General features: G+C 58.0%; 18 protein-coding genes. 12 read left to right on the top strand and 6 right to left on the bottom strand.

What is annotated here, in order from left to right:
• Positions 1-282: a hypothetical protein gene (locus CPH17_RS05975; protein WP_074396917.1), complete on the bottom strand. Its 282-nt coding sequence runs from the start codon at positions 280-282 to the stop codon at positions 1-3.
• A gap of 96 nt (positions 283-378) precedes the next feature.
• Here CPH17_RS05975 and pdxB point away from each other — a divergent pair, with 96 nt between their 5' ends.
• From pdxB to CPH17_RS05960, 3 genes are all read left to right on the top strand, one after another.
• Positions 379-1,524, top strand: a complete 1,146-nt coding sequence (pdxB, locus tag CPH17_RS05970; protein WP_074396916.1) for a 4-phosphoerythronate dehydrogenase PdxB — start codon at positions 379-381, stop codon at positions 1,522-1,524.
• A 141-nt stretch (positions 1,525-1,665) separates the two neighbouring features.
• Positions 1,666-2,757: a cobalamin-independent methionine synthase II family protein gene (locus CPH17_RS05965; protein WP_197703509.1), complete on the top strand. Its 1,092-nt coding sequence runs from the start codon at positions 1,666-1,668 to the stop codon at positions 2,755-2,757.
• The gene (locus CPH17_RS05960) at positions 2,750-3,691 is read left to right on the top strand and encodes a diguanylate cyclase (protein WP_096298589.1); all 942 of its coding nucleotides are present in this window, start codon (positions 2,750-2,752) and stop codon (positions 3,689-3,691) included. The genes CPH17_RS05965 and CPH17_RS05960 overlap by 8 nt, the downstream gene beginning before the upstream one ends.
• 98 nt (positions 3,692-3,789) lie before the next feature.
• On the opposite strand, the gene htpX is transcribed toward CPH17_RS05960, so the two are convergent.
• The 3 genes from htpX to ylqF all read right to left on the bottom strand — a co-directional run bounded on the left by htpX (position 3,790) and on the right by ylqF (position 7,102).
• The gene (gene htpX, locus CPH17_RS05955) at positions 3,790-4,695 is read right to left on the bottom strand and encodes a protease HtpX (RefSeq protein WP_096298587.1); all 906 of its coding nucleotides are present in this window, start codon (positions 4,693-4,695) and stop codon (positions 3,790-3,792) included.
• A gap of 147 nt (positions 4,696-4,842) precedes the next feature.
• Positions 4,843-6,090, bottom strand: coding sequence for a pyridoxal phosphate-dependent aminotransferase (locus CPH17_RS05950; RefSeq protein WP_027335178.1), 1,248 nt, complete (start codon positions 6,088-6,090; stop codon positions 4,843-4,845).
• A 58-nt stretch (positions 6,091-6,148) separates the two neighbouring features.
• Positions 6,149-7,102 (bottom strand): ribosome biogenesis GTPase YlqF, encoded by a 954-nt coding sequence (gene ylqF / locus CPH17_RS05945; RefSeq protein ID WP_096298585.1) that lies wholly within the window; start codon positions 7,100-7,102, stop codon positions 6,149-6,151.
• 191 nt (positions 7,103-7,293) lie between these two features.
• On the opposite strand from ylqF, the gene CPH17_RS05940 reads away from it, so the two are divergent.
• The gene (locus CPH17_RS05940) at positions 7,294-7,755 is read left to right on the top strand and encodes a YeeE/YedE family protein (RefSeq protein ID WP_096298583.1); all 462 of its coding nucleotides are present in this window, start codon (positions 7,294-7,296) and stop codon (positions 7,753-7,755) included.
• The gene (locus CPH17_RS05935; RefSeq protein WP_096298581.1) at positions 7,752-8,171 is read left to right on the top strand and encodes a DUF6691 family protein; all 420 of its coding nucleotides are present in this window, start codon (positions 7,752-7,754) and stop codon (positions 8,169-8,171) included. The genes CPH17_RS05940 and CPH17_RS05935 overlap by 4 nt, the downstream gene beginning before the upstream one ends.
• A gap of 12 nt (positions 8,172-8,183) precedes the next feature.
• Here CPH17_RS05935 and dsbG read toward each other — a convergent pair whose 3' ends face one another.
• Positions 8,184-8,927, bottom strand: coding sequence for a thiol:disulfide interchange protein DsbG (gene dsbG / locus CPH17_RS05930; protein WP_441316769.1), 744 nt, complete (start codon positions 8,925-8,927; stop codon positions 8,184-8,186).
• A gap of 158 nt (positions 8,928-9,085) precedes the next feature.
• Positions 9,086-10,849: a sugar phosphorylase gene (locus CPH17_RS05925; protein WP_074396909.1), complete on the bottom strand. Its 1,764-nt coding sequence runs from the start codon at positions 10,847-10,849 to the stop codon at positions 9,086-9,088.
• Positions 10,850-10,992: 143 nt separating this feature from the next.
• Here CPH17_RS05925 and nrdR point away from each other — a divergent pair, with 143 nt between their 5' ends.
• The 7 genes from nrdR to CPH17_RS05890 are packed head-to-tail and all read left to right on the top strand — an operon-like array spanning position 10,993 to position 16,334.
• The gene (nrdR, locus tag CPH17_RS05920; RefSeq protein ID WP_074396908.1) at positions 10,993-11,469 is read left to right on the top strand and encodes a transcriptional regulator NrdR; all 477 of its coding nucleotides are present in this window, start codon (positions 10,993-10,995) and stop codon (positions 11,467-11,469) included.
• 35 nt (positions 11,470-11,504) lie between these two features.
• Positions 11,505-12,635, top strand: coding sequence for a bifunctional diaminohydroxyphosphoribosylaminopyrimidine deaminase/5-amino-6-(5-phosphoribosylamino)uracil reductase RibD (ribD, locus tag CPH17_RS05915; protein WP_441316761.1), 1,131 nt, complete (start codon positions 11,505-11,507; stop codon positions 12,633-12,635).
• Positions 12,636-12,677: 42 nt separating this feature from the next.
• Positions 12,678-13,835: a bifunctional 3,4-dihydroxy-2-butanone-4-phosphate synthase/GTP cyclohydrolase II gene (ribBA, locus tag CPH17_RS05910; protein WP_074396906.1), complete on the top strand. Its 1,158-nt coding sequence runs from the start codon at positions 12,678-12,680 to the stop codon at positions 13,833-13,835.
• Between the two features lie 13 nt (positions 13,836-13,848).
• On the top strand, positions 13,849-14,340 hold the full coding sequence (gene ribH / locus CPH17_RS05905) for a 6,7-dimethyl-8-ribityllumazine synthase (RefSeq protein ID WP_096298577.1): 492 nt from the start codon (positions 13,849-13,851) through the stop codon (positions 14,338-14,340).
• Entirely contained in the window at positions 14,333-14,827 is a 495-nt protein-coding gene (gene nusB / locus CPH17_RS05900; protein ID WP_074396904.1) for a transcription antitermination factor NusB, read from the top strand. Before ribH ends, nusB begins: the two co-directional genes overlap by 8 nt.
• A gap of 59 nt (positions 14,828-14,886) precedes the next feature.
• Positions 14,887-15,864, top strand: coding sequence for a thiamine-phosphate kinase (thiL, locus tag CPH17_RS05895; RefSeq protein ID WP_096298575.1), 978 nt, complete (start codon positions 14,887-14,889; stop codon positions 15,862-15,864).
• Entirely contained in the window at positions 15,861-16,334 is a 474-nt protein-coding gene (locus tag CPH17_RS05890) for a phosphatidylglycerophosphatase A family protein (protein WP_074396902.1), read from the top strand. The genes thiL and CPH17_RS05890 overlap by 4 nt, the downstream gene beginning before the upstream one ends.
• Positions 16,335-16,379: the final 45 nt, after the last annotated feature.

Raw genomic sequence — 16,379 nt, 5'->3', positions numbered from 1 at the left:
TCAGAAGGCGTCAAGCAGTGACAGCTGGCGCATGGCCTCCTGACCTTCGGGAGAGTTGTCAGCCACTTCCAGCACTTTGCGAAACCCACGCGAGGCCTGAATGGTGGTTTCATCTTCCAGCCACATATGGGCCTGGGCAAGGGTGTCAGCCAATTGATGTTTCAACCCCCCGTACTGGGTGCCAATTTGCCCCCAGGCGCGACTAAAAATCCAATCACCCAGCATATCCTGGTGAATATGCACCAACACGTAGTCATGGTCGGTTTCCCAGCGTACGATCAAAATATTCCCCTTAACATTCGCTTTAACGCCCCCTTAAACGTGTCTGCACCACAAGCCGATGCGGGCGTATTGTAAAGCTCGGATAAGAAAACGCCTATGAAACTTGTTGTCGATGCCAATATCCCCGCCTTTGACCCCTGCTTTGGGACTTTCGGCTCACTTACCCGCGTGCCCGGGCGTGAGATTAGCGCCGCCGAAGTAGCAGACGCCGATGCCTTGATTGTGCGCTCGGTCACCCAGGTTGATCGGTCGCTGCTTGCTGATAGTCGCGTGGGTTTTGTCGGCACCTGTACCATCGGTACCGACCACATCGACCAAGCCTTTCTGGAAGAGCGGGGTATCGGGTTTGCCAGCGCGCCGGGCTGCAACGCCGAGGCCGTGGTGGATTATGTGCTTAGTAGCTTATTGACGCTTGCCGAGCGCGACGGCTGGGTGCTCAGCGAGCGATGTGTGGGCGTTATCGGGGTGGGTAACGTGGGTAGCCGGCTGGTTGAACGCCTAACGGCGCTAGGCGTGCCGGTATTGGCCTGCGATCCGCCGAGGGCCGAGCGCGAAGGCCCAATGGGATTTTCCGAGCTTGATGAACTCATCGCCCGCTGCGACGTGCTGTGCTTGCATACGCCACGGGTGGCATCCGGCCCATACGCCACCCAACATTTGCTGGATGCCCAGCGCATCAATGAGTTAGCGCCGGGCAGCGTACTGCTCAATGCGGGGCGTGGCGACTGCGTGGACGGCCTGGCGTTACGCAGCCGGCTGTCGGGCACGGGGGATATCACCGCCGTGCTGGACGTCTGGGAGCAAGAGCCGGCCGTTGACCCCAGCTTGCGGGATTTAGCGGCCCTGGCGACACCGCATATTGCGGGTTACAGCCTGGATGGCAAGTTACGTGGTAGTTGGATGATTCACCAGGCGCTGGCGGATCATCTAGGACAGCCGAGTCACCTTGGGTTTGGCGAGCTGTGCCCGCCGCCTGCGCTGGCAAGCCTGGCGCTTGAACAGGCGCTGCCGGTGGATGACGCCCTCAGGCTTTGCACGCGGGCGGTTTACGACGTGCGCCGCGACCATGACAGTCTTGCGCGACAAGTACGCCAGTGGGGGATTACTCAGGGTTTTGACCGCTGCCGAGCCGATTACCCAGTGCGCCGTGAGTTTGCCACGCTCACCGTGAAGCTTTCTGGCGAAGCGGTAGGGCTAGGAAGCATACTGCGTGGGGCGGGGTTTAATGTGTATGCGGGCTAGTATTCAATTCTTGTCTGCATTGGCCTGGGGGTTTGGAAAGTAGAATGAGTCGCTATTAATCAGCACGGCGTGGTTTTCTGGTATTTCATATCTACCTGTTAAACCGTGCGCGTGCGCATTTGAGCATTGGGAGCAAAAGAAATGATCACATTACCGACTGAAGCTATTGGCAGCATACCCCGTACTGAAGAGTTGATGCAGGCTCAGCGTCAATTTGAGTCAGGCGAGCTTGATGCGGAGGCCATGACCACCTTTTATGATCAAGCAGTTCAACTAACGATGAGAGAACTTGAGGCAACGGGGTCCCCTATCATCAGTGATGGTGAACAGCGTAAAACACATAGCTTTGCTACCTATTCGGTCGAAGGGGGGGAGAATATTGCTCCTGACGGTCTTGAAATTCCCTTCCAGGATGGTCACGTGCGTCGGTTGCCCCGCTTAACTGCTGGGCCTTTTCGCTTCATTCTTTCCGCTTCAGAGACATTGGCTTCGGCCAGACAATATACCCAGCGCCCAATGAAGCAAGCCATCATCTCAGTCTCAGCATTGAGTTTGTTTTATCCCCCAGAGAGTATTCCTGATTATACCCGCGAAGAGTTCCTGGAGGATTTGGTCAATGAGCAGGAAAAAGAAATTCGTGCCTGCTTTGCCGCTGGCGCACAAAAAGTGCAAATCGATTTCACCGAGGGGCGATTGGCGATTAAGCTCGACCCGAGTGGTAGCGTACTGAATGGGTTTATTGATTTAAATAATAGGGTCTTGGAACGGTTTACTGATGAAGACCGTCAATATATCGGTATCCACACTTGTCCCGGCGCCGATCACAATTCCACGCATAGTGCTGATGTGGACTACGCCGAGCTTTTACCCAGCCTCTTCGAGCTCAAGGCTGGCAATTTTTATATTGCGATGGCGGCGGAGACAGATCCTGATCGGGCATTGAGAATTGTTGCCCGCTATTTAAAACCATGGCAGCGCGCCTTCATCGGTGTTATCGATGTCAATAATCCTTACATTGAAACACCTGAGGAAGTCTGTAAGCGTGTGCTGGAAGCGGCACGTCATATACCGCTGGAACAGTTAGGCACTACCGACGACTGCGGCTTTTCACCTTTCTGCGACGATATTTACACTTCCCGATCAACCGCTTTTGCTAAAATTCGTGCACGCGTGCTGGGTACAACAATGGCTTCAGAGCAACTATCATCGCAGCAGAGTGCTCGGTATGACTAACGCGCCCACTTTGTTTCAAAGCTTTGCCATTTTTGATATTGAGCAACGCTTGATTGACTGGAATTTGGATTTTGTTGAAGAGTTTGCCGATGCTGCGCCCTTATTAATCAAGGGGCTCAGTGCGCGTGATATTCATGCAGCGTGTTTGCTTCCAGAACGAGCGCTGGATTTATCTTGGGCATTAAATGATGCTCCCCCCTCCGCTTTCGAATACATTAATAATCGACGATCTATCTCGGTTGTCCAAGAAATTAGCGTCAATGGCAGTATTTTTCGTATTGCCCAGAGCACCAATGCGGAGACTCAGCTTCATCCTGCCATGCCTGACCAGAGTGCTGAGTTGCTCCGCTCAACCGCTTTACAGATTTCAGCCACTGTGCTCAAGCGTCGTGATCAAGAAACGCTTCGTTTGCATGAGTTGGCGCTTACAGATGGCCTGACCGGAGTGGCCAATCGGCGTTATTTTGATGAGTTACTGGATTCAGAGTGGAAGCGGTGTAAGCAGGGTCAATTGCCTTTATCCGTAATCTTTATCGATATCGATTTTTTTAAGCGCTATAACGATTTATACGGCCATGTCAGTGGAGATGAATGCTTAAAAAATATTGCCTCATCCCTAAGAGCGACGCTGAACCGTCCCAGAGATTTGGTTGCTCGTTATGGTGGTGAAGAGTTTACTTGCCTCTTGCCGGAAACCGATCTTTGCGGTGCCCGCCATAAAGCCGGAGAGCTGGAATTAGCAGTCAAAGCGCTGGCCATTCCCAATGGTAAATCAAAAGTGGCACCAATTGTTACGATCAGCCTTGGTGTCGCTACCGCGCAACACGTGACGGGAGACAACCCGTTAGCGCTGGTTCGTGCTGCCGATAAACTGCTTTATCAAGCCAAATCAGATGGCAGAGCGTGTTTTCGCTCCGCACTTTTTGAATCTTGAGTTAGTTTGTGGGATCTATTCAGCCGCCCTTGTGATAAGGCAGGGCGGCTTTTATGGCTAGCACAGTTAAATGTCAACAGGTCCAGGTATGTAAACACTTATTGGCGATAAGCGGCTTCTTTCAATGCGCGAATGCGGTCATCCAACGGCGGGTGGCTGGCAAATAGTTGCTCGACTAGCGAGCGAGTCTGGCCTTTGGTGATCGCCATAGCGCGCAGGGTGTCGGGCATTTGGTCGGGCATTTCGGTTTCGCCTTTCAGGCGAGCCAGGGCGTTGACCATGGCGCCGGTGCCAGCAAGCCGTGCGCCTGCTTCGTCGGCGCGGTATTCGCGAAAGCGCGAGAACCAGGCGACGATGGCCGAGGCCGCGATGCCAAAGATAATCTCGGCCACCATGACCACGGCAAAGTAGCCCATAAAGCCGAGGCCGCCTTCGCCATCGCTGCGGCTTTTCAAAAAGCCATCGATCAGGTGGGCCACGATGCGGGCAAAGAACATTACAAAGGTATTCACGACCCCTTGAATCAAGGCCAGGGTCACCATATCGCCATTCGCTACGTGACCAATCTCATGGGCCAGCACGGCGCGAACTTCTTCGGGGCGCATGCGGTTCAGAAGGCCCGCTGACACCGCGACCAGGGCATCGTCCTTGTTCCAGCCAGTGGCGAAGGCATTTGACTGCTGAGCGGGGAAAATGCCCACTTCCGGCGTCTTGATGCCGGCCTCGCGGGCAAGCTCGGCAACGGTGTCGAGCAGCCATTGCTCGGTTGAGTTTGACGGTTTTTCAATGATCACCGTGCCGGTGCTACGCTTGGCCATCCACTTCGAGATGAACAGCGAGATCATTGACCCGGCCATGCCAAAGATAAAGCAGAAAATTAGCAGGCTGGTGAAGTTGATGCCTTGCGCATTGAGGTAACTTTCGACCCCAAGCAATCGTAGCGTCAGACTGGCAACCAACAACACCGCAATGTTGGTGCCTAAAAACAGCAATATGCGCATCATGTGGCGGATTCTCCCTTGGATGTAACCGTCTAGAGTGTGACTGCGTTGAGTAGGCCAGTCGCCGTCGTGTCGTACTGGTGTATTTAGATACGTCCGCCGCGTTCAGGTTTCAAGTGGACGTGGCGACGGTTTTTCGGCGCGCCGGGATTACTGCCGGTAGCGCGCCAGAAAATTGGCGAATCGATCCAGCGCATCACCCAGCTGATCCGCCCAGGGCAGGGTGACGATGCGCACGTGGTCGGGCTCGGGCCAGTTGAACGCCGTACCCTGAACCAGCAGGATTTTTTCCTGGAGCAGTAGATCAAGCACCAACTGCTGATCGTCCTTGATGTTAAACACCTTGGGATCAAGTCTTGGGAAGGCATACAGCGCTCCCTTGGGCGTTACGCAGGAAACCCCGGGAATGGCGTTGAGCTTTTCCACGGTGATATCGCGCTGCGCCAGCAGGCGCCCACCGGGCAGAATCAGGTCGTTGATCGACTGATAGCCGCCGAGCGCCGTCTGAATGGCGTGCTGGGCAGGCACATTGGCACACAGACGCATCGAGGCCAGCATGGTCAGGCCCTGGATGAAGTCGCGGGCGTGGAGCTTGGCCAGGGTGCCCGAAATGGTCATCCAGCCCGAGCGAAACCCGGCGCAGCGGTAGCTTTTCGACAGCCCGTTCATGGTAATGACCAACTGGTCGTCGTCGGCCAGCGCGCCGGTGGCGGTGTGCTCGACGCCGTCGTAGAGAATCTTGTCGTAGATTTCGTCGGAAAACACCACCAGGTTGTGCTGCCTGGCAATGGCCAGCGCTTCACGTACCACCTCGGGCGGATAGACCGCGCCGGTGGGGTTGTTGGGGTTGATCAGCACGATGGCCCGAGTACGGCTGGTGACCTTGGCGCGGATGTCGTCCATGTCCGGTGCCCAGTCGGCCTGCTCATCGCACAGGTAATGCACCCCGTGGCCGCCGGACAGGTGGGCGGCGGCGGTCCACAAGGGATAGTCGGGGGCCGGAATCAGCACTTCGTCGCCGTCGTTGAGCAGCGCCTGCATGGCCATCACGATCAGCTCCGACACGCCGTTGCCGATATAAATGTCTTCGATGCCGACGCCGGGAATCTCCTTGCGCTGGCATTCCTGCATGATCGCCTTGCGCGCCGAGTATAGGCCTTTGGAATCGCAATAGCCCTGGGCGGTGGGCAGATTGCGCATCACGTCCTGAAGAATTTCCTCGGGCGCCTCAAAGCCAAACGGCGCGGGGTTGCCGATGTTCAGCTTAAGAATCCGCTGGCCTTCCTCTTCCAGGCGCTTGGCGTGGTCGAGTACCGGGCCGCGAATGTCGTAGCAGACGTTACTCAGCTTGTGCGATTTCTTGAGCGTGGGCGGTTCTTGTGAGTGCGGGGTGTCCATGAGCCGTTATTTCCAAAAAGTGTCCAGTGGCCGCGCGGCATCGCCGGTCGATGCGCCATTATGCGTCGGAATGCAAGGCGCTGTCTTCGTTATCGTTTACGGGCGGCGGCGGAATATCGTCTGGGGTTTCCAGCGTCAGCCTGCCCAGCTTGCCGTCGCGCAGCTCGTGCAGCAAGACCTCGGCGCCGCGGTGCAGGTCGACTTCACCGCCGGGGCGCAGGCCGCCCCGCTTGCCGGCGATTTCCTTGAGGATCGCGTGGCCGTCAAAACCGGCAATTGCCAGGAAGTCCGGCTTTTGCGGGCCGTCGGCATCAATCTCATCGGTGCTGACCGGTGCGTATGCGGGCAGCGCCTTGAGCTTGTAGCGGGCGGTCAGCGCGTTCGGGTAGCGCTTTGCCAGTTCGGCGCTGGTGATGATAGCCACGTCGGTATACTCGATGGCGGTATCGCGAATCGCCCCGCTGGCGGCCAGGCGGTAGGCGCTGGCCTGGTCTTCAATCTTGGGCCACAGCACCCCTGGGGTGTCGACCAGCGCCACGCGTCCGTCGATGCGCACCTTTTGCTGACGCTTGGTGACTGCCGGCTCATTGCCGGTTTTGGCGATTTTGCGCCCCGCCAAGCCGTTAATCAGCGTCGACTTACCCACGTTGGGAATGCCCATCACCATCACGCGCACGTCTCGGTCGGCGCGCACGGCGCCGGCCAGCTCGTGGCACAGCTTGGGAATTTTTTTAAGCTCGCGGAGATTGGTCGTGGTCACCGCCAGCGCGCGCATGTCGTCCTGGGCGTCGAAAAATGCCACCCACTCGTCGGTGCGGTCCGGGTCGGCCAGGTCCGCCCGGGAGAGAATCTTGAGCACCGGCTTGTGGCGGGTCAGCTCGGCCAGCATGGGGTTGGCGCTCGAATAAGGCAGGCGGGCATCGAGCACTTCGATGACCACGTCGATTTCCGGCAGCGCCTCCTTGATCTGGCGGCGGGCCTTGTTCATGTGTCCGGGGAACCAGCCGAGCATGGGTTTCTCCTGCAAATAGCAAATGCGCTGCATCTTAACAGAAGGTGGTCAATAAACGGTTGTTAAGGCGTGATCTCGGCCTTATATTCTTATATGGTATAACTTTATAATTATTATATGTTGGCGGCGGCGCCAAGCAATCGCCACGACCATTAATTGCAAAGACAGGTAATGGCAAAGAGGAGTACAACATGGACCTGGCATCGAGCCTGCAGGGGCTTGTGGGCGGTATCTTGATCGGTATCTCGGCGGTCTGGCTGATGGCAAGCCTTGGGCGAATCGCCGGGATCAGCGGAATTGTGGGTAATTTGATCGCCCAGCGGCCAAAGGGCGATAGCGCCTGGCGGGTGGCGTTTCTGGTAGGCCTGATCAGCGGGCCTTTGCTGCTGATGGGGCTTGGCGTCGGGTGGGGCAACGTCGTCAATCATCCCGGCGAGGTCATCGGCCAGCCGCTGGGCGGCGTGCCGCTGATGCTGGTGGCCGGCCTGCTGGTCGGGCTGGGCACCGGGCTCGGCAGCGGCTGCACCAGTGGCCACGGGGTGTGCGGGCTGGCGCGTCTCTCACCGCGGTCGCTGGCGGCAACGATCACGTTCCTGGTCGCCGCGCTGGTGACCGTCTATGTCGTGCGGCACGTTCTGGGAGGTGGGGCATGAAAAAACAGTCTCTGACCCTGGTGTCGAGCTATGTCGCCGGCCTGCTGTTCAGCCTGGGACTCGCGGTCTCGGGCATGACCGATCCGGCCAGGGTGGTCGGTTTCCTGGATGTCGCCGGTGACTGGGACCCGACGCTGATGTTCGTACTCGGCGGGGCGGTCATCACCACCTTCATTGGCTACCGCGTTGTGCTGAAGCAGCCCGCCCCCATGCTGGACGGGCGCTTTCAGCTGCCCAGCAAGCAGACGCTGGACGCCAGACTGCTCGGCGGGGCGGCGCTGTTCGGCGTGGGGTGGGGCCTCTCGGGCTATTGCCCGGGGCCGGCCATTGCGTCGCTTGGCGGCGCTACCTTACCGCTGGTGGCGATGCTGGCGACCATGGTGCTGGGCTGGGTGATCGCCAGGCGCATCGCCTGACGAGGCTATCGCTTACTCCGGCGCTGGGCCACCCATCATTTCCTCCAAACGTTCCTCGTTGGGCATGCCTTCGACGCGGTCCAGCCGAGTGACTCCCTCGTCGGTCTGGCGCTTGAAGGCGCTGGTCGGCGTGGCGTGGAGCCCCAGGCCTTCGAACAGCTGATTGTTGGTGTAGACCTGTTCTTCAATATCGCGAGGTTGAGCGCTGGCGCTGATGCGTTCGCCTTGCTTGTGGTTGACGAGTGCTTCGGCGGGGTCCTCGGCAGCGAGTAGCGCAGCCGCTTTGGCGGGGCTGTCGGCATCTAAAATACCCACCATGATATGGCGCAGTTGCACCTTGCCAGCGTCGACCCAAGGCCGCGCGGCTTCCCAGAAGGTTTGGCAATAGGGGCAGTTAGGGTCTGTAAAGGTGTAAATCACGCGAGGTGCGTCGCGCTGGCCATCTTGAATCCAATGGCTGTCTTCTAGTAGCTGCCAAGTTTCTGCTTCGAGGGGTGCCCGTACGTGCTTATCCAGGGCTGCCTCCTCAAGCTGGTTATCGCCGTCCTGGTCGGTCAGCGAGCCGCTGATGGCATGCTCGCCGTCGGGCGTTAAGTAAATGGTCAGTTCTTGACCCTGCCGGCTGGCGCCAAAGCCGCGCATTCCGCCGGGGGCGTCAAACTCGCCGTGAATCTCAAGGCCTTGATCTGCCAAGGCTTGGATGGGGTCGGGAAGCGAGTCGGCCTGAGCGGTCGGCATCATAAGCATACCGAGCATCGCGCTGGCTATTAGGGTAAAACTTCGTGACACCGGAAGGGGCATAGAGAACCAGTCGCGCATAACGCTCCTTAATCATCGCAAAATCGAGGACCTAGCGTAACGCGCGTGACCTGAATAGGCATCTTTTTCTTGCTAAAGTTTCTATCCTTATAACATTAAGGATTGTTAGTCAGCCAGCGCACAGCATATGGGGGCAGTGGGTCCGTCGGCTGCCAGTCGGTTTCGCCGCTCAAGGGCTGCCATGACGTTGATGATAAAGCGCACTGAACGTCATCACCGAGCTGTTCGAACGACAGCGGCACTTCGGTGACGTTATACAGCGCCAACAGGCGGCGGCCGCTAGCTAGCGGGCCACGCTCGATGGCCAGTAGCGATGGCTCTGAGGCAAGCACCCGCTGTGCGGCATTTGGGTGAAAGCACGGCTCTTGGCGGCGATATTCCAACAAGCGGCTAAGGGCATTGAAGACGTCGTGGGTAGGTGTGGCAGTGCTGTCGAGGAGTAAGTCCAGTTCGCGGCGCTGCCAGCGGCGACGATTGATTGAGCGCAGACGGCCGCTACGTTCAACCCCCTCGACGTCGTTGAGGGTGCCGGTCAGTGTGTGAATGTACAGGGCGGGAATCCCCTGCAGGCTGAGCATGATCGCCTGACTGCACAAAAAGCGCGCGATTTGCCACGGGTCGGGGCCTTTGCGCGTGCCTTGCATGGCTTCAAACCAGGTGATGTTGATTTCGTAGGGTGTGTCGCTGCCGTCTGGGTTACTGCGCATGCTGACAAAGCCACCGAAGCGATGCATCAGTTCAAGCAGGGCATCGCGTTCGTGATCGGGTAGCAGGCCTTCCAGCGGGCGCACGCCAATGCCGTCGTGACTGGCAGTAAAGTTGAGATAGGTACAGTGGTCCGGCAGCGGAGGCAGGCTCGCCAGCCAGGCTTGCAGAGTGCTGGTCTCGCCACGGGTTAGCGTGTGCAGTAGTAGCGGCGGCAAGGTGAACTGATAAATCATGTGGGCTTCGTCGGGTGGTCCGTCGGCCTGGAGGTCAAGCCCGAAGTAGCTGATGTTTTCGTGGTGAGGCACGTTGGTTTCAGTGATCAGTAAGGTGCCCGGGGCAACATGGTCGACGATGGCGCGCAGCAATCGCACCACCGTATGGGTTTCGGGTAAGTGAATGCACGGCGTTCCCAATCGTTTCCACAGAAAGGCGACGGCATCCAGCCGCACGATGCGGGTACCTTGTTCTAGGTAAAACAGTAGGATGCCAACAAATTCCAGCAGCACATCGGGGTTTTCAAAGTTCAGGTCGAGTTGGTCTTCAGAAAACGTTGCCCATAGATAGCGTGTGCCCCGGCGGGTGGAGATAGGCACCAGCAGTGGGCTGCTGCGTGGGCGCACCACGGCCGACACATCAGTGTCCGGGTCGACTTCGATAAAGTAATCACGCCCCGGCAGGCTGCCGCTCAGGTAATCGACAAACCACAGTGATTCCCGCGACACATGATTGAGTACCAAGTCGGCCATCAAATCGTAGTGGCGGGCGAGGGTTTGAATATGCTGCCAATCGCCCAGGTCTGGGTTGACCTCTCGGTAGTGAATCACTGAAAAGCCGTCGTCGCTGCTCCACGGGAAAAACGGCAGTACGTGGACGCCGCTGATACGTTCACCGAGCCGCGCCTGCAAAAAGTCGTTAAGCACCGCTAATGGTGGCGTTTGGTCATCGACAATTGAGTCACCATAGGCGATCAGCCACTGGTCTTTTTCGCTCCAAGATGGTGCATGCTGGGCGCGCTTCCCGGTGGCGGTCGGCGCTTTGCGGGCAGCGAGAAAGTGCGTCAAGTGCAGATTAAGCCGACGCTGAACCTCAGCGGCGCGGGGGCCATAAAGGTGGCTCAAGTGGGCATGAACGGTAGTGTCGAAGGCAGTCATGAAGGCGTCCTAATAAACAGGCTTCCACAAACGGTGCAGCTTATGTGCCAAAACGTTACAATGACGGGTTAAGAACGCATTGACAGGTCATTTTTGCTTTCTCGTGCCACGTTGTAGCACGGGCTGACAATAGGTTGAACGCCATGCATTGCCCCTTTTGTGGTGCTAACGATACTCGCGTGACCGATTCGCGGCTGGTGGCCGACGGTGACCAAGTGCGTCGTCGTCGCCAATGCGCAAGCTGTCAGGAACGTTTTACCACCTACGAAACCGCCGAGTTGGTGATGCCCCGCGTGGTGAAGTCTGACGGTTCTCGCGAGAGCTTCAACGAAACCAAGTTGCGCGCTGGTATGCTGCGGGCGCTCGAAAAGCGGCCGGTCAGTGCAGAAGCGATTGAGTCGGCTGTTGAGCGGATTCGTCAAACGCTGCGCGCCCGGGGGGATCGAGAAATTAACGCTCGCGAGATCGGGGAGTCGGTCATGCAGGCACTGAATACTCTCGATCAAGTGGCCTACATTCGCTTTGCCTCGGTATATCGTAAATTCCAGGATCTGGACGAGTTCCGCGCTGAAATTGATCGCCTTTCCCAAGAGCCCACGGACGCTGGGCCTTCCTCGTGAGTATGACGTCGTTTAGTGCCGAGGATCATCGCTACATGTCACGCGCCCTCGTGCTGGCAGCGCGCGGTTTGTATACCTCCGACCCAAATCCACGCGTGGGCTGCGTGATCGTGCGTGACGGTGAGATTATAGGCGAAGGGTTTCACCGTCGAGCGGGTGAGCCCCATGCCGAGATTAATGCGTTAAGCGCCGTCGGCGACCGCGCCCAGGGCGCGACGGTTTATGTCACGCTAGAGCCATGTTCGCATACCGGCCGCACCGGCCCTTGCGCGCGGGCGCTGCAAGCCGCTCAGGTGGCGCGGGTGGTGGTGGCAATGGTCGATCCTAACCCCCAGGTTAGCGGTCGGGGCATTCGCATGCTGGAAGAGGCGGGTATCGAGGTGTCCGTGGGTTTGCTAGCCTCGGATGCCCGGGCACTTAATCCAGGTTTTATCGCTCGTATGGCGTCCAAGCGTCCCTTCGTGCGTATGAAAATGGCGATGAGCTTGGATGGCCGCACCGCCATGGGGTCGGGAGAATCACAGTGGATTACTGGTCCCGAGGCGCGTGCTCAGGTGCAACGACTGCGCGCCCGTTCCAGTGCGATTCTTAGCGGCGTTGAGTCGGTGATTATGGACGACTCGCGGCTGACCGTGCGCGCCGAGCAACTTGGTCTGGACGACGCCGAGGAAGTGGCTGGTCGTCAGCCGCTTAGGGTCATTGTTGATAGCCAGCTGCGGCTGCCGCTTGCTGCTGCCTGTTTGCGAGCGCCTGGGCGCACTCTGATCATGACCACGCCGTCTCACGGCGCCGACAAGCGTGAGCGGCTGATTGGAGCAGGCGCAGAGGTGCAGACTTTACCTGCCGACCCACAAGGCCGGGTGGACCTGCCCGCTTTGCTCGAATGGCTGACGGTCAACGAAGAGGTCAATGAGCTGCTGGTCGAAACCGGAGCGACTCTGGCGGGGGCGATGATCAACGCGGGCTTGATCGATGAAATGCAGCTATTCATTGCACCTACGCTGTTAGGGGGAGAAGCTCGACCGCTTTTTGCTCTGCCAGGACTTACCCTGATGGCTGATCAGCAGCGCCTCACCATTCATGATGTTCGGGCAGTGGGTCGGGATTGGCGGATTATCGCCTCACCGTTAGTGACTGGCGCAAGCGACGATACCAAGGTACCCTGACGCGCGAAATCGCACCCATTGCGACAACCTTTTGGAGATTCCATGGCGCACGCTTCCTCTGGGGAATTAGCCCCCATTGCCGAACTGGTCGACGATATTCGCCAGGGCAAAATGGTGATTCTCATGGACGATGAGGATCGCGAAAATGAAGGTGATATCATCATGGCCGCCGAAAAAGTCCAGGCGGAACATATCAACTTTATGGCACGTTTTGCCCGCGGCTTAATTTGTCTGCCGATGACGCGGGCTCGCTGCGAGCAGCTTAACTTACCGCTGATGGTGCGCGACAACGGCTCAGGGTTTGGGACCAAGTTCACCCTTTCCATTGAAGCCACCGAAGGGGTAACCACTGGGATTTCAGCGGCTGACCGCGCGCGCACTGTCCAGGCGGCCGTCGCCCCGCATGCCAAACCCACGGATATCGTCCAACCGGGGCATATTTTCCCCCTGATGGCCGAGCCGGGCGGCGTGCTGCGTCGTGCTGGTCATACCGAGGCAGCCTGTGATTTGGCTGCTCTGGCGGGTTGTGAGCCGAGTGGTGTGATTTGTGAAGTCATGAACGACGACGGCAGCATGGCGCGTCGCTCCGAGCTTGAAGCTTTCGCCCGTGAGCACGGCATCAAGATGGGCACCATAGCTGACCTGATCCATTACCGTATCGTCAATGAGCAGACCGTCGATCATCTGGAAACTTCGCCGATCATGACCACCCAGGGCGAGATGACGTTGCACGTGTTTCGTGACCGTATCCAGGGTGCGCATCATCTGGCGCTGGTCAAGGGGCAGCCCACGCCTGAGGCGCCCACCACGGTGAGGGTGCATTTGGCCGATACGCTACGCGATGTGCTGGGGCTTACCAAAGGCGAGCAGTGTCGTTGGGATGCCCAGCGAGCGCTGATGGAAATCGCCGCGGCCCCGGCAGGTGTCCTGGTGCTCATTGACGATGGACGACCGCATCAAGACCTTAAAGATCAGTTGGATATTTTTTTAGAACGCGTCCGCCAGCCGCGCACCAGCGATTCTGACGGAGCCGGCAACTACTTAACCATTGGCACTGGCTCGCAAATACTGCGCCATCTTGGCGTGGGTAAAATGCGCTTACTTAGTTCACCGTGGAAGTTTTCGGCGCTTTCCGGCTTTGATCTTGAAGTCGTTGAACGATTGGGCCCGAATGATACTTCCGATGAGCCAACTTCTTAGCAGGTATAAATTGATGCAATCCCTTTCTCAAGTTGAAGGCACCTACGTCGACGTTGATGGCCGGTACGTCATCGTAGTTGGCCGTTTCAACCATCATGTGGTGGATAGTCTGGTGGAAGGCGCCGTAGACAGCCTGGTGCGTCACGGCGTCGACATAGAGCATATCGACATCGTTCACGTCCCCGGTGCCTGGGAACTGCCGCTGGCCGTCAAACGCGTACTCAAGGTGGTGAAGCCCGATGCAGTCATCGCGCTTGGCGCCGTGATTCGTGGCGGTACGCCGCATTTTGAGTATGTGGCGGGCGGCTGTAACACTGCCCTCAACCAGCTGCAACTCGAGTTCGATACGCCGATTGCCAATGGCGTGCTGACCGTTGAGACAATCGAGCAAGCCATCGAACGTGCCGGTACCAAAGCCGGTAACAAAGGTACGGAAGCGGCCATGGCCGCGATGGAAATGGTCTCGTTGCTGCGCGCTATTGCGCCTGGGGATACACATGAGTGAGCGTAAGCCCTCGGCTGCCCAGCAGGGCCGACAAGCGGCGCGCGAGCTGGCGGTGCAAGGGCTATATCAGTGGCATATGACGGGTAAGTCAATCAGCGCCATTGAAGCGGAATTCCGTAGCCAAGTGCCAGATGACGACCTGGAAGATTATGAAAATTGGTCCAAAGTGATGGAAATCGCTGATCAGGCCCTGTTTCATGAACTGCTGCACAATACGGCTCGCTTTAAAGCGGATTTGGACCGGGAAATATCGCCGCTGCTTGATCGCCGGTTGCAAGACCTGGATGCCGTTGAACTGGCTATCCTTCGTCTAGGGGCCTACGAGCTATCCCGGCGAATGGAAGTGCCTTATCGCGTCGTTATTAACGAAGGTGTTGAGCTGGCCAAATCGTTTGGTGCCACCGACGGCCATAAATACGTGAACGGTATTCTCGACAAGTTGGCTATTCGCTTGCGGAGTGCCGAGGTCAGCGCGCGTCGTCGCTAACCGGCCCAATGGGCTGGGTGATTTCGCGCTCGTGCTGACGCTGCGTTTAAGGGGCCTTTGTGCTTGCCGAATTTGATGTAATCCGACGTTATTTTACGTTGCCTTGTGACAATGCCCGCCAACATGGCGTGGCGTTGGGTGTAGGCGATGATGCTGCCCTGCTGACGCCTCAGCCGGGGCACCAGCTAGTCGTCAGCGTGGATACCTCGGTGGCGGATGTTCACTTTCCAAGCGATGCGCCTGCCGATGCTATTGGCCACCGTGCGCTGGCCGTGGCGCTGAGTGACTTGGCGGCAATGGGCGCCACCTCGCGTTGGTGTGTCATGGCCTTGACGCTAGATCAGGCACAGTTTGGCGATGATCAAGCCGTCCATGCTTGGCTTGCAGGATACGCGCGTGGCTTTGCCGCACTGGCTGAGCAACACGCAACCACACTTGCGGGTGGTGACGTAACCTCGGGCTCGCTTTCCATTGCTGTGACGGTTATGGGGGAAGTGCCTAACACCAAGGCACTAACGCGTAGCGGTGCTCAGCCTGGCGACGTGATTGCCGTAACAGGCGCGCTAGGCGGTGGTGCGGGCGGCTTAGCGCTGTGGCAAAAGGGCGAGCGTGATAGGGCGCACCCACTGCTGGCGCGTTATTTATGGCCGACGCCGCGTTTAGCGGCCGGCGAAGCGCTGCGCGAGTTAGCCAGTTCGGCGATCGATATTTCGGATGGACTGTTGGCCGATTTGGGCCACCTGCGCGAGGCGTCTGGCGTGGGAGCTTCACTATCCCTGGATGCGCTGCCGTTGGCTGAAGGGCTAAAACACGCCCTGGGTCAAGAGGCTGCGCGCCAAGCCGCATTGACCGGGGGCGACGACTATGAACTACTGGTGACGTTACCAGCCGGGAATGTTGATCAAGCGCGGCAGCAGCTTGACGCGCTAGGTGTTCCGCTCCACGTGATTGGCGAGTGTAGCGACACGCTAGGCGTGCATGGACTTCCCCTTCAGCGCTACCACGGCTGGCAGCATTTCAAGGGAGAGACGCCATGAACCATGCCCCTGCCAGCGTTTGGCGTCGGCCCACGCACTTTTTTGCCTTCGGGCTTGGTAGTGGTGCCGTGCCTTGGGCGCCAGGTACGTTTGGTACGCTGGCCGCGATTCCCTTTTATTGGTTAATGGCGGATTTATCGCTAGGCTGGTACCTAAGTATTGTGTTTGTTGCCTTTGTGATTGGCGTCTGGCTGTGCGATAGAACGTCCCATGATTTGGGGGTGCATGACCACTCTGGGATCGTCTGGGATGAGTTTGTCGGTTATTGGATTACCATGGCAGCGGTGCCGTTTTCATGGGAATCTGCTTTATGGGGATTTGTAGTGTTCCGCATTTTCGATGTGTTCAAACCATGGCCCATCCGCTGGGCTGATCGGCGAGTGGCCGGCGGGTTTGGCATTATGATCGACGATGTGATGGCAGGGATTTACGCTTGGAGCATTATGCACCTTTGGTTTTGGTTGCACTGATCGTTAAAAAAACGCCGCTTGTCGGCGCGTTTGGCTCAAGGGAGA

This window comes from Halomonas sp. hl-4 (assembly GCF_900215475.1).
In the GTDB taxonomy this organism is placed as follows: domain Bacteria; phylum Pseudomonadota; class Gammaproteobacteria; order Pseudomonadales; family Halomonadaceae; genus Vreelandella.
This window is presented reverse-complemented; position numbering and strand designations above follow the sequence as displayed.